The sequence below is a fragment of the Pseudomonas syringae genome, assembly GCF_021606685.1.
GTDB lineage: Bacteria > Pseudomonadota > Gammaproteobacteria > Pseudomonadales > Pseudomonadaceae > Aquipseudomonas > Aquipseudomonas syringae_R.
Window position 1 is genome coordinate 1 of the sequence record NZ_WKCB01000002.1, and the last position, 13,922, is coordinate 13,922.

Here is a 13,922-nt window from a genome sequence, read left to right on the forward strand (position 1 = left end):
ATCCCGAACTCAGCAGTGAAACGATGCATCGCCGATGGTAGTGTGGGGTTTCCCCATGTGAGAGTAGGTCATCGTCAAGATTAAATTCCAGAACCCCTGTTTGCTAACGCAAACAGGGGTTTTGTTTTTGGTGCTCTTGTAGGCGCTGAGCTTGCTCGCGATGAGCGTTAACGACAACGCATCCCACCTGGCACGCCGCAATCCCCCAAAATCTCCCCTTACACTGCATGCCAATACCGCCTTCAATGCTAAAGTCGCTCCCTCGATTTTGCTTTTCCCAAGGAAGCCGTTATGCCGGATGCGACGTCCCTCAGCGCTGGATTCATGGTGGTTCACGGTAACCGCCTGGACGAATTGCGCAGCCTCGTAGTCAGCTGGATGCGTCGCTATCCTTTGGCCCCTCTGGAAAACGAAATCGCCCTGGTGCAAAGCAACGGCATCGCCCAATGGCTCAAGCTGGCCTTGGCCGAAGACCCGGAAGAAGACGATATGGGTGGCTGCGGAATCGCCGCAGCCATCGATGTGCAGCTACCCGGCAGTTTCATGTGGCAGCTCTACCGCATGGTTTTGGGTCGTGACCAAATCCCTCCCAAGTCCCTGCTTGATAAAGCCCCCCTGACCTGGCGCCTGATGCGCCTGCTCCCGGAGCTTATCGATCAACCGCACTTCGAGCCCCTGCAGCGCTTCCTGACCCACGACACCGACCTGCGCAAACGCTACCAACTGGCGGAACGCTTGGCCGACCTGTTCGACCAATACCAGGTCTATCGCGCCGACTGGCTGGAAGACTGGGCCGCAGGCCGCCACCAGTTGCGCAACGGTCGAGGTGAAACCAAAGCCCTGAACCCGGCCAACTGCTGGCAGGCAGAACTATGGCGCGCGCTGCTCTTGGATGTAGGTGAAGAGGGCATGGCTCAAAGCCGTGCCGGCGTGCACCAGCGTTTTATTGAACGCATCAACACCCTTGAGCAAGCGCCCCCGGGATTGCCTTCCCGAGTGATCGTTTTCGGGATTTCTTCACTGCCCGCACAAGCACTCGAAGCCCTTGCTGGTCTGGCGCGCTTCAGCCAAGTGCTGCTGTGCGTGCACAACCCCTGTCGCCACCATTGGTCCGACATCGTCGCCGACAAAGACCTGCTGCGTAACGAATACAAACGCCAGGCGCGCAAGGCCGGCATGCCAGTGACACTCGACCCCAACACGCTGCACCAGCACGCCCACCCATTGCTGGCCGCCTGGGGTAAGCAAGGGCGCGACTACATCAGCCTGCTGGACAGCTACGACGACCCCACCAGCTACCGCGCCGCATTCCGTGATGGGCGCATCGACCTGTTCAGCGAGAGTGAGCCCACGACCCTGCTCAACCAGCTTCAGGACGATATCCTCGAACTGCGCCCGCTCAACGAAACGCGCGAACGTTGGCCCAGCGTCGATCTCGATCACGACAGCTCCATCCGTTTTCATATTGCCCACAGCGCTCAGCGCGAAGTGGAAATCCTCCACGACCAGTTGCTCCAACGCTTCAGTGCCGACCCCACGCTGCGCCCGCGCGACATTATCGTCATGGTGCCCGATGTCGACAGCTACGCGCCGCACATCCGCGCGGTGTTCGGCCAGTTGGATAGAAGTGATCCGCGCTTTATCCCCTTTACGCTTACCGACCAAGGTCAACGTGGCCGCGACCCTCTGCTGATTGCCGTCGAGCACCTGCTTAAATTGCCGGACAGCCGTTTCCCGGTCAGCGAGATCCTCGACCTGCTCGACGTCCCCGCTTTGCGCGAACGTTTCGCCATCAAGGAGCGCGACCTGCCCACGCTGCACCGCTGGATCGAAGGCGCCGGCATCCGTTGGGGCCTGGATGCCGAGCAACGCGCGGGTCTGGGTCTGCCCAAGGCGTTGGAACAGAACAGCTGGCGATTTGGCCTGCGCCGAATGCTGCTGGGGTACGCCGTCGGCACCGGCTTGGCCTGCGACGGCATCGAGCCCTACGATGAAATCGGTGGCCTCGACGCTGCGCTGATCGGCCCCTTGGTCGCCTTGCTCGACGCCCTGAATGACGCGCATCAGGCGCTGTCTCAACCCGCTGCTCCGCAAGAATGGGGCGAGCGCCTGCAACGCCTGATGCAGCTATTCTTCCTGCCCAGCAGCGAACACGATGACTACCTGCTGGGCCAACTCGAACAGCTCAGAGAGGATTGGCTGGAAACCTGCGAGTCCGTCGGCCTACAAGATGAGTTACCCCTCACCGTAGTCCGTGAAGCCTGGCTAGCCGGTTTGGACCAAGGGCGACTGTCTCAACGCTTCCTCGCCGGGGCTGTCAATTTTTGCACCCTGATGCCGATGCGTGCGATCCCGTTCAAGCTGGTCTGCCTGCTCGGCATGAATGACGGCGACTACCCGCGTGCCCAACCGCCACTGGACTTCGACCTGATGGGCAGCGACTACCGCCCCGGTGACCGCTCGCGCCGCGAAGACGACCGCTACCTGTTGCTTGAGGCGCTGCTGTCCGCCCGCGACCAGCTCTATATCAGTTGGGTCGGCCGCAGCATCCGCGACAACAGCGAGCGCCCGGCCTCTGTGCTGATCGGCCAGTTGCGCGACCACATTGCCAGCGGCTGGCAGCAGGCAAAAAGTACCGAACCGTTGATCGAAGCCATGACTCAGGAACACCCGCTTCAGCCGTTCAGTGCCCGGTATTTCCACGAGGGCGATCCATTGTTCAGCTATGCCCGTGAATGGCAATTGCTGCACGAAACACAGGATGCCAGTTCGGAGCAACCCGAGCTGACGCAGCACCAACAGGATGAACCCCTGAGTCTCGGCCAGTTGCAGGACTTCCTACGCAACCCCGTCAAACATTTCTTCAGTCAGCGTCTGAAAGTGTTCTTTGAGGCTGCCCAAGTGCCGTTGGCCGATGAAGAACCTTTCGTCCTCGACGCGCTGCAACGCTACAGCCTGAGCGATAGTCTGCTGAGCGCTGCGCTGAGCCAGCCCGATCACCTCGACCAGGCCTTGAATGCACAGGCCCTGCGCTTGCAAGGCAGCGGCCTGCTGCCCATGGTTGGTTTCGGCGAGTGCCTGCGTAGCGAGCTGATCGAGCCCTTGCCGGACTTGCTGCAGCGTTACCAACAGCTGCTGGCCCTCTGGCCAACCCCGCACACCACGGCTGAACCGATCAGTTTTGAGCATCATGGTCTTGAGTTGGAAGGCTGGATCAGCGGCCTGCACCGCCGCAGTGATGGCGGCCTGCTTAGCGTGACTACCATTCCCAACAGCATCGGCTCGATCAAGACACGCAAGTGGCATCGCCTGATTCGCCCGTGGGTCAACCACGTGGTCGCCTGCGCCAGTGGTTTGCCGTTGAGCACCGGTTTGGTGGCCAGTGACGACACCTTGTTACTGGCCCCGCTGGACCGTGTCGCCGCCCAGGAGCTGCTCGGCAACCTGTTGCTGGCCTGGCACAGCGGCATGCGAAAACCCCTTCCGGTGGCGGTCAAAACCGCGTTTGCCTGGCTTGGCCAAACCGACCCCGCCAAGGCCATCGCTGCCGCGCGCAAAGCCTATGAAGGCGACGGCCTGACCACCGACGGCGAACGCCGCGAAACCCCGGCGTTGACCCGACAGTTCCCCGACTTCGCGGCGCTGGTCGACAGTGAAGAATTCGAGGGCTGGTGCGAAACCCTGTATCGCCCCCTGATCAACGCCCCATGGCGATCGCTTACCAGTGCGGAGGCCGGCGCATGAGCAGCAAACCTTTGGCCCTGGCCTTCCCGCTAAAAGGCAGCCAGCTGATTGAAGCCAGCGCGGGCACCGGCAAGACCTTTACCATTTCTGCGCTGTACCTGCGCCTGGTGCTTGGCCACGGTGGTGACGACTCCGGCTTTGGCCGCGAACTGCTGCCGCCGCAGATCCTCGTGGTGACGTTCACGGACGCCGCCACCAAGGAACTGCGCGAACGTATCCGCATCCGCCTGGCCGAAGCGGCGCGATTTTTCCGCGACGAAATCGCTCAACCGGATGCCCTGATTGCCGACCTGCGCGACGAATACCTCGCCGAGCAGTGGCCCGCCTGCGCCAATCGCCTGGACATCGCCGCACAGTGGATGGACGAAGCCGCCGTCTCGACGATCCACAGTTGGTGCCAGCGCATGCTGCGCGAACACGCGTTCGACAGCGGCAGCCTGTTCACTCAGACCCTGGAGACCGACCACAGCGACTTGCTCGGCGAAGTGCTGCGCGATTACTGGCGGCTGTTTTGCTACCCGATGCACGACGACGCACTCAACTGGGTACGCAGCAACTGGGGCGGCCCCGCCGCATTGATGCCCCGTGTACGCGCACTGTTCGGCAGCGAACGGCCCACCGACGAGGCTCGCGAGCCCGCCGAGCTGATCAATGCCTGCTTGCAGGAACGCCGTGAAGCGCTGGTGCAACTCAAGGCGCCCTGGCAGCAATGGGCCGCCGAGCTGCGTGACATCTGCCTGCAAGCCGTGGCCGCCAAAGCTGTCGATGGCCGCAAGATGCAAGCGCGTTACTTCGAGCCCTGGTTTGAAAAGATCAGCGCCTGGGCGGCTGACGACACCCTCGAACAACTCGACATCGGCACCGGCTTCACGCGCCTCACCCCCGACGGCATCGCCGAAGCCTGGAAGGGCGAGCCGCCGCAGCACCCCGGCATCGATGCGATGGCCGGTCTCAAGGCCGCCCTCGATGCGTTGCCCACCCCCGACGCCGCCGTGCTGCAACACGCCGCCGGTTGGGTGGGTAAACGCTTTGAGGAAGAAAAACGTCGCCGCGCCGAGATGGGCTTTGACGACATGCTCATCCGCCTCAACGCCGCCCTGCAAAGCGACGGCGGCGAACGCCTGGCCAGTGTGATCCGCGAGCAGTTCCCGGTAGCCCTGATCGACGAATTCCAGGACACCGACCCGGTGCAATACAGCATCTTCGACAGCATTTACCGCATCGAAGAAAACCACCTCGACAGTGGGCTGTTCCTGATCGGCGACCCCAAGCAGGCGATCTATGCCTTCCGTGGCGCTGACATCTACACCTACCTGCGCGCCCGCCAGTCCACCACCGGCCGCCACCACACCTTGGGCACCAACTTCCGCTCCAGCCATGCGATGGTCGAGGCGGTGAACCATGTGTTCCAGCGTGCCGAAACCGGCCGTGGCGCGTTCCTGTTCCGCGAGCCGGATGGCGACAACCCCGTGCCGTTCCACTCGGTACTGTCCCAGGGGCGCAAGGAGCAATTGCAGGTCGACGGCCAGACGCTGCCGGCCATGAACCTCTGGCACCTGGCTACCGATCAGCCGATTTCCAACGCGGTGTATCGCCAGCAACTGGCTGGCGCCTGCGCCACGCAAATTGTTGAATTGCTCAACGGCGGGCAGCAAGGCAGCGCCGGTTTCCTACACGCCGACGGTAGCTTCAAAGGCGTACTTCCGTCAGACATCGCCATCCTGGTGCGCGACGGCAAGGAAGCTCAAGCGGTGCGTGCCGAGTTGGCCGCCCGTGGCGTGCGCAGCGTGTACCTGTCAGATAAAGACTCGGTGTTCGCCGCCCAGGAGGCCCACGACCTGCTGGCCTGGCTCAAAGCCTGCGCCGAGCCGGACGTCGAACGCCCGCTGCGTGCCGCCTTGGCCTGCGTCACCTTGAACCTCTCGTTGCCGGAACTGGAACGTCTGAACCAGGACGAACTGGCGTGGGAAACCCGCGTCATGCAGTTCCGTGGCTACCGGGCGATCTGGCGCACCCAAGGCGTGCTCCCAATGCTGCGGCGCCTGCTGCACGATTTCAAACTGCCGCAAACCCTGATCGCCCGCAGCGATGGCGAACGTGTCCTGACCAACCTTTTGCACCTCAGCGAACTGCTGCAACAGGCCGCCTCGGAACTGGACGGCGAACAGGCGTTGATTCGCCATCTGGCTGAACACCTGGCGCTGTCGGGGCAGGCCGGTGAAGAACAGATCCTGCGTCTGGAAAGTGACGAGCAACTGGTCAAGGTGGTGACCATCCACAAATCCAAGGGCCTGGAATACGACCTGGTGTTCCTGCCGTTTATCTGCTCGGCCAAGCCGGTGGACGGCAGCCGGTTGCCGCTGCATTACCACGACGAGCAGGGCAAATCCCAGGTGAGCCTGCGCCCGACCGCCGAATTGATCGCCCAGGCCGACGATGAGCGCCTGGCCGAAGACCTGCGCTTGTTCTATGTCGCCCTGACCCGCGCCAAACATGCGTGTTGGCTCGGTATCGCCGACCTCAAGCGCGGCAACAGCAGCAGCTCCGTCTTGCACCTGTCGGCGCTGGGTTATCTGCTCGGCGCCGGTGCGGCGCTGGGCGAATCCGCCGGCCTGGCGCGCTGGCTGCTGGATCTGCAGGCAGGCTGCGCCGCCATCCACTACGCCCACGTGCCCGACGCCCAAGCCAGCGTTTTCCACCCGCCGCGCAACCAGGCCAGCTTGCTCGCGCCGTTGCTGCCCAAGCGCAAGGCCGCCGAAAATTGGTGGATTGCGTCCTACAGCGCCCTGCGCATTGGCGAAAGCATGAGCGCCGCCAACCTCGAGGCGCCAGAAAGCCCACAAGCGCAGAAGCTGTTCGATGACGAGCGCCTGGACCCCGACGCACCGCGTGAGGTAGCGGCGTCCGGCGGCGATATTCACCGTTTCCCACGGGGGCCTAACCCTGGGACCTTCCTCCATGGCCTGCTGGAATGGGCCGGGGAAGAAGGGTTCAACGTCACCCCCGAGGCCATCGAGAAAGCCGTGGGTGCACGCTGTAATCGGCGTAACTGGGAAGGTTGGATCGTTACCCTCAGCGGCTGGCTTGGCCATCTGTTGCAAACGCCGCTGCCTGTGGATAACGACCGGGTTGCCCTCAGCGACCTGCAGCAGTACCAGATCGAAATGGAATTCTGGTTCGCCAGCCACAAAGTCGACGTGCTCGCCCTCGACAAGCTGGTGTGCCAGTACACCCACAACGGTGTGGCCCGCGTGGCCGCCGAAGCGGTGTTGCTCAACGGCATGTTCAAAGGGTTTATCGACCTGACGTTCGAACACGATGGGCGCTACTACGTGGCCGATTACAAATCCAACTGGCTCGGCCCTGACGATTCGGCCTACACCCATGAAGCCATGGAACAGTCGATCCTCGAGCATCGGTACGACCTGCAATACGTGCTTTACCTGCTGGCTTTGCACCGCCAGCTCAAGGCCCGCCTGCCGGACTACGACTACGAGCGCCACATCGGCGGCGCGCTGTACCTATTTCTGCGCGGCACCCAGGCCGCCAGCCAGGGCGCGTATTTCACTCGGCCGCCCCGCGAGCTGATCGAAGGCTTGGACCTGTTGTTTCAGGGCAAACCCATCCCGCCCAAAGTCGAGCCCGCCTGGGAACAAGGAGTGCTGTTATGAGCCTGTCGCCGTTACCGCTTGAGGAACTGGCGCCCCTGAGCCACGCCGCCGACCTGCTGCAATTGCTCGAGCGTTGGGTCGAGCGTGGCTGGCTGCGCGCCCTGGACAAAGCCTTCGTCGGCTTCCTGCATGAACTCGACCCACAGGCCGACCCTTTGGTGCTGCTGGCGGCGGCCCTCACCAGCCACCAGCTGGGCCACGGCCATGTGTGCCTCGACCTGTTCGAAACCCTCAAAGCGCCGGACTTCGCCCTGTCCTTGCCGCCCGAAGGCGACCTGCAAACCGGCGCCATGCTGCTGCCCTCGCAACTGCTCGACGGCTTGGACGGCGCGCACTGGTGCCATGCCCTGGCCGCCAGCCGTCTGGTCGCCCTGGCCGTCGATGGCAGTGAAGCCGCGCAAAGCCGCCCATTGGTACTGGCCGGCAAACGCCTGTATTTGCGCCGCTACTGGACCTATGAACGGCGTATCGACACGGCCTTGCGCCTGCGCCTGGCGACCCAGGAAAGTCTCGCCGCCGACTTGCCGCAACGCCTGAACAGTCTGTTCGATCAAGCGCCACCCGATGGTGTGATCGACTGGCAAAAGCTCGCCTGCGCCTTGGCCACCCGTGGGGCGTTCAGCATCGTCACCGGCGGCCCCGGCACCGGCAAGACCACCACCGTGGTACGCCTGCTCGCACTGTTGCAGGCGCCCGCCGTGGAAGCCGGCACGCCGTTGCGTATCCGTTTGGCCGCGCCCACCGGTAAAGCCGCCGCGCGCCTCACCGAATCGATCAGCCAGCAAGTGCTGTCGCTGCAAGTGCCGCAAAGCGTGAAGGACAAAATCCCGACCCAGGTCACCACGGTGCACCGCCTGCTGGGCAGTCGACCAGGCACCCGGCATTTCCGCCACCACTTGGGCAACCCATTGCCGCTGGATGTGTTGGTGGTGGATGAAGCCTCGATGATCGACCTGGAGATGATGGCCAACCTGCTGGACGCCTTGCCGCCCCATGCGCGCCTGGTGCTGCTGGGCGACAAGGACCAGTTGGCGTCTGTGGAAGCAGGCGCCGTCCTGGGCGATTTGTGCCGCGACGCCGAAGCCGGCTGGTACAGCGCCCAGACGCGCCAATGGTTGCAAGCCGTCAGCGGCGAAGACCTCAGCGCCAGCGGCCTGCAGGAAGATCTCGACGGCAGCCACCCGCTGGCCCAGCAAGTGGTGATGCTGCGTTACTCGCGACGTTTCGGCGAAGGCAGCGGCATTGGCCAGTTGGCGCGTTGGGTCAACCAGCAAAACGCTGAAGAAGCGCGCGCATTGCTGGCTGCCGGCACGCATGGCGACCTGTTCTGCGTGAGTCTCAAGGGCGAACACGACCACGCCCTGGAACGCCTGGTGTTGGACGGGCAGGGCGAGGGCGCCCAGGGTTATCGCTATTACCTGGACCTGCTGCAGGCTGCGCGTCCGCCTCTGGACACCCCGCGTGAAGACCCGGCCTGGACCGATTGGGCACAACAACTGCTGCAAGCCTTCGACGCCTTCCAGTTGCTCTGCGCCGTGCGCAAGGGCCCCTGGGGCGTGGAAGGGCTCAACCTGCGCATCACCGCCGCGTTGCGCAAAGTGCGCTTGATCGAGGGCGACGAGCAATGGTACGAAGGCCGGCCGGTGCTGATGACCCGCAACGATTACGGCCTGGGCTTGATGAACGGCGATATCGGCATCGCCCTCAAGCTGCCGGAAAGCGATGGCGGTCCCCAGGTGCTGCGGGTTGCCTTCCCACGTAACGATGGCCAGGGTGGCGTGCGATTTGTACTGCCTAGCCGCCTGAATGATGTGGAAACCGTGTACGCCATGACCGTGCACAAGTCCCAGGGCTCGGAGTTTACCCACACCGCACTGATCCTGCCGGACGCGCTTAACCCGGTGCTGACCAAAGAGCTGATCTACACCGGCATTACCCGGGCCAAACGCTGGTTCAGCCTGATCGAGCCGCGTGGCGGTGTGTTTGAAGAGGCGGTGCGACGCAAGGTCAAGCGCTTGAGCGGGTTGATGCTGGAGTTGGGTGAGACGTCAGAAATATCCGACGCTGTGCTATCGTTGCGGCATCACCCTGAAAACATCTGAGAGAAATCGCTGCATGAACGTGGCTGTCTCGTCCACAGAGCGTAGTTTGAGCTGGAGACACCTGCTGCTGCTGGCGGTTCTGTGCCTGCTCACGCCCCGCGTTTTTGCCCAGGCCCCCAGCCCTGCTGACTCCCGCGCCCAGGCGGTGACCCAGGTAGTGCTGGGCATCCTCAGTTATGCGCGTTGGCCGGTAGAGCCTGCGCAACTGCGCCTGTGCATCGTCGGGCCGACCCAATACACCGACGACCTGGTCAAAGGCACCACCCAGGCCACCGGCCGTCCGGTGGTGGTGCAGCGCTTGCTGGCCGACCATCCCGATATCGTCAATGCGTGTGACGCCGTGTACATCGGCAAGCTCACCAGCGATGAACGCAACCGTCTGTTTGCCTCGTTGATCGGCCATCCGGTGCTGAGCATCAGCGAAGGCGGCGACCAGTGCACTGTCGGCAGCCTGTTCTGCCTGCGGGTGGGCGATGAGCAGGTGTCGTTCGAGGTCAACCTCGACTCCGTGGCGCGCAGCGGCGTGCGTATTCACCCGAGTGTGCTGCAACTGTCGCGTCGTCGGGCGACCGCGTCATGAAGGTCGATACCGTGCGACCGAGCCTGCGCGCGGTCATCGGCCGTGGGCACCTGATCCTGGCGCTGGTGGCGGTGACCCTGGCCAGCGTGTCCCTGACCCTGCTCGGCGTCTTGGCGCTGCGTGTGTATGCCGAGCACAACCTGCACCTCATCGCGCGCTCCATCAACTACACCGTCGAAGCCGCGGTGGTGTTCAACGACCGCGCGGCCGCCACCGAAGCCCTCAGCCTGATCGCCTCCACCGAAGAGGTGGCTCAGGCTGAGGTGTTCGATGCCAACGGCAAGCTGCTGGCGCAATGGATACGTCCGGAAACCGGCATGCTGTCACGGCTTGAACTGGAACTCGCGCACACCCTGCTCGAGCAGCCCATCAGTCAGCCGATCCAGCATCAAGGGCGCACCATCGGCAGCATTCATCTCACCGGTCACGGTGGCAGCCTCTTGCGCTTTTTGCTCAGCGGGCTGGCCGGGATTCTGATCTGCACCGCCCTCAGCGCCTGGGTGGCCCTGCACCTGGCGCGGCGCCTACTGCGCGGCATTACCGGCCCGCTGCAAAGCCTCGCCGCCGTCGCCCACGCGGCCCGCAGCGAGCGTGATTTCGACCGCCGCGTGCCACCGGCACGGATCGCCGAACTCGACAGCCTGGGCAGCGACTTCAATGCGTTGCTCGGCGAAATGGAGGCCTGGCAAAGCCACCTGCAAAGCGAAAACGAAAGCCTCGCGCACCAGGCCAACCATGACAGCCTCACCGGTTTGCCCAACCGCGCGTTCTTTGAAGGTCGCCTGATTCGCGCCCTGCGCAGCGCTGCCAAAGCCAAGGAACAGGTGGCGGTGCTGTACCTCGACAGCGACCGCTTCAAAGAGATCAATGACAGCTTTGGTCATGCCGCCGGCGATGCCGTGCTGGTCGCCGTCGCCGAGCGTGTGCGGGCGCAACTGCGCGAGGATGACCTGGTGGCGCGCCTGGGCGGCGATGAGTTCGCCATCCTGCTGGCGCCGTTGCACAAGGTCGAGGACGCGCAGCGCATCGCCGACAAGATCATCGCCAGCATGGACCTGCCGATCCCCGTGCCCGGCAATACCCAGGTGCTGACCTCCCTGAGTATTGGCATCGCCCTTTACCCCGACCATGGCGCCACACCCGGCACCTTGCTCAATGCCGCCGACGCAGCGATGTACCAGGCCAAGCGCCTGTCCCAGGGCGGCCAGCAAACGGCGGAGGTGGAGAGCCCCGTCGTCAATGTTCAACACAGGAGTTGATCCCTTGTTCTCGACCGTGCGTTTTATGTTGTTCACCGTGCTGCTGGCCTGCCTGGCCCTCGGCGGCTGCCAGACGGCCCCACCCAAGGGCCTGACCCCGGCGCAAGTGGCGGTACTCCAGCAACAAGGTTTTGAGCTGACCGATGACGGCTGGGCGTTTGGCCTGTCCGGCAAAGTGCTGTTCGGCAGCGACGTCGAAACCCTCAACCAGCCCAGCACCGAGATCGTCCAGCGCATTGGCAAGGCCCTGCTCGGCGTGGGCATCGAGCGCGTGCGCGTCGACGGCCACACCGACGCCTCGGGCAAGGAAACCTACAATCAGCAACTGTCCCTGCGCCGCGCCAAAAGCGTGGCCACGGTGCTGACCGTCGTGGGTATGAAGGAAGAAAACATCCAACTGCGTGGGCTGGGCAGTAGCCAGCCGGTGGCATCCAATGACACGGCGGCGGGGCGCACCGAGAATCGGCGGGTGTCGATTGTGGTGATTGCGGACTGATCGGTGTTGGCTTAACTGCCCGGCGTGATCGCCTGCGACAGGGGGAACGCCAGGCAAAAGCGTGTGCCTGTTTGATTGCTATCAACGCTTACGCGACCGTTGTGCATTTGCATGATCGAGCGAACGATGGCCAAGCCCAGGCCGCCGGAATCGCCCGGTTGATTGCGCGATGGATCACACCGGTAGAAGCGCTCGAACAATCGCGGTAGATGCTCTGGTGCGATTGGGTCGCCGCTGTTGTGCACGCTGAGTTCAAGCCAGTCTTCGCGTAACTCGCTGCTGATGGTGACGGCCGTACCGGGCGTCGCATGGCGCAGCGCGTTGGCCAGCAGGTTGGCCATTGCGCGACGTACCAGGATCGGGTCAGCCACCAACTCACCCTGGGTGTGGTCAATCAGTTGTAGGTCGCGCTCCTGCGCCACCCCTTCGAAATACTCGCACAGTTGCGCGCAGAGTTCGGGCAGATCGAGCCGCTCAGGGGTGATCGAGATATGCGACTGCTCGGTGCGCGCGAGAAACAACATGCTGTCGATCATCCGCGCGAGCCGCTCATACTCTTCCTGATTGGAGACCAGCAGGTTCTGATATTCATCCACCGTGCGGCCATGCCTCAGCGTGTGCTGGGTAAGGCCCATCAGGTTGCTCAACGGCGTACGCATCTCATGGGCGAGGTCTTCGGAGAAACGCGAGAGTTGGGCAAACCCTTCCTCAAGCCGCGCCAACATCTGATTGAGGGCCCTACTGAGCACTTGCAGTTCGCTCAGCTCATTGAAGTCATCCAGCCGCACATGCAAATGTTGAACATCAATTTGCGCCGCACGCTTTGCCAGTTGCCGCACCGGGCGCAAACCGCGCTGGCTGACCCAGCCGCCGAGCACAAATGCCAGCAGGGCGCCGATGGATAACGCGAACCACAGCTTGAGCCGGTAAGCGCCCAGCATCTGCTCGCGCTCGCTCAGCAACTTGGCTGCAATCAGGGTCAGGTGGCGGTCGCCGTTGACGATATCCACCCAGGCGATTCGCACGGGTTGCGCGTAGTCACCGTCAGCGAGTTGAGCCGTAGGCGCAGCCGCCAGGGTGGGCATGCGCACCTGTGCGGGGTTGATTTCGATCAACGCCCGACCCGCGTCGTCGACAATCCACAGCAAATTGTCACGATTGCCCAGCATGTTTTCGTAGAGCTTGGGCCGCTCGCGCAGGGTTTTTATGCTGTCGCTGTCATTGATTAACCCTTGCAGGCGCTCCAGGCGTCCGAGCAGTGCCTGGTCATCGCGCCAGGCTATTTCACGCTCCAGCGATTGATACAGATAAAACCCGATGGAGCCCATCAGCACCATGCTGACGAGGGCGAACATCACGGCCAGGCGCAGGCTCAGGGCGCGCGGCAGGCACTTCAAGAGGGCACCTCAAGCAGGTAGCCAATGCCGCGAACGGTATGAATCAGCTTGACCGGGTAAGGGTCGTCGACCTTTGCCCGCAACCGGCGGATGGCAACATCGACCACATTGGTGTCGCTGTCGAAGTTCATCTGCCAGACCTGGGAAGCAATCAGCGCGCGTGATAGCACTTCCCCCTCGCGGTTGAGTAACAGGTGCAGCAGCGCAAATTCCTTGTTGGTCAGTGTCAGACGTTGGCCATTACGTGTGACCTTGCGCCGCAACAGATCCAGGCTCAGATCCGCCACCAGAAACTGCTCAACCTCGCGCGGTGGGCCGCGGCGCAGCAAGGTGCGCACGCGCGCCAGCAGCTCGGCGTAGGAAAAGGGCTTGACCAGATAATCATCGGCCCCCAGTTCCAGGCCCTTGACCCGATCGTCGATGGCGTCGCGCGCGGTGAGGAACAACACCGGGGTTTGCCACTTGCGCCGGATGATCTGCAGCAATTGCCAGCCGTCCAGACCTGGCAGCATCACGTCAAGAATGATCAGGTCGTACTCACTCTCCTGCACCAGATGCTGGCCATCCAGACCGTTCAAGGCCACGTCCACGGCATAGCCGGACTCACTCAAGGCTTTGTGCAAATAGTCGGCAGTTTTCGCTTCATCTTCGACGACAAGGACGCGCATCTTTT

8 protein-coding genes and 1 rRNA gene are annotated in these 13,922 nt (G+C 63.1%); 7 read left to right on the plus strand and 2 right to left on the minus strand.

Annotation, left to right across the window (positions count from 1 at the left end):
* The 7 genes from rrf to GIW02_RS00880 form a co-directional block, all read left to right on the plus strand.
* A 5S ribosomal RNA gene (gene rrf, locus GIW02_RS27140) occupies positions 1-80 on the plus strand; the annotation flags it as partial.
* Between the two features lie 211 nt (positions 81-291).
* Positions 292-3,744: an exodeoxyribonuclease V subunit gamma gene (gene recC / locus GIW02_RS00855; protein ID WP_236412036.1), complete on the plus strand. Its 3,453-nt coding sequence runs from the start codon at positions 292-294 to the stop codon at positions 3,742-3,744.
* Positions 3,741-7,415, plus strand: coding sequence for an exodeoxyribonuclease V subunit beta (gene recB / locus GIW02_RS00860; RefSeq protein WP_236412035.1), 3,675 nt, complete (start codon positions 3,741-3,743; stop codon positions 7,413-7,415). The genes recC and recB overlap by 4 nt, the downstream gene beginning before the upstream one ends.
* Entirely contained in the window at positions 7,412-9,517 is a 2,106-nt protein-coding gene (recD, locus tag GIW02_RS00865) for an exodeoxyribonuclease V subunit alpha (RefSeq protein ID WP_236412034.1), read from the plus strand. The genes recB and recD overlap by 4 nt, the downstream gene beginning before the upstream one ends.
* Before the next feature lie 13 nt (positions 9,518-9,530).
* The gene (locus GIW02_RS00870) at positions 9,531-10,097 is read left to right on the plus strand and encodes a YfiR family protein (protein ID WP_236412033.1); all 567 of its coding nucleotides are present in this window, start codon (positions 9,531-9,533) and stop codon (positions 10,095-10,097) included.
* Positions 10,094-11,356: a diguanylate cyclase domain-containing protein gene (locus GIW02_RS00875; RefSeq protein ID WP_236412031.1), complete on the plus strand. Its 1,263-nt coding sequence runs from the start codon at positions 10,094-10,096 to the stop codon at positions 11,354-11,356. The genes GIW02_RS00870 and GIW02_RS00875 overlap by 4 nt, the downstream gene beginning before the upstream one ends.
* 4 nt (positions 11,357-11,360) lie before the next feature.
* Positions 11,361-11,852 carry an OmpA family protein gene (locus tag GIW02_RS00880; RefSeq protein WP_236412027.1) on the plus strand — a complete coding sequence of 164 codons (492 nt, stop codon included), beginning with the start codon at positions 11,361-11,363 and terminating at the stop codon, positions 11,850-11,852.
* An 11-nt stretch (positions 11,853-11,863) separates the two neighbouring features.
* Here the strand turns inward: GIW02_RS00880 and GIW02_RS00885 are convergent, their stop codons facing one another.
* Complete coding sequence (locus GIW02_RS00885; RefSeq protein WP_236412021.1) at positions 11,864-13,249, minus strand: heavy metal sensor histidine kinase; 1,386 nt, start codon at positions 13,247-13,249, stop codon at positions 11,864-11,866.
* Positions 13,246-13,917, minus strand: a complete 672-nt coding sequence (locus GIW02_RS00890) for a heavy metal response regulator transcription factor (RefSeq protein WP_236412020.1) — start codon at positions 13,915-13,917, stop codon at positions 13,246-13,248. The genes GIW02_RS00885 and GIW02_RS00890 overlap by 4 nt, the downstream gene beginning before the upstream one ends.
* Between the last annotated feature and the right edge of the window lie 5 nt (positions 13,918-13,922).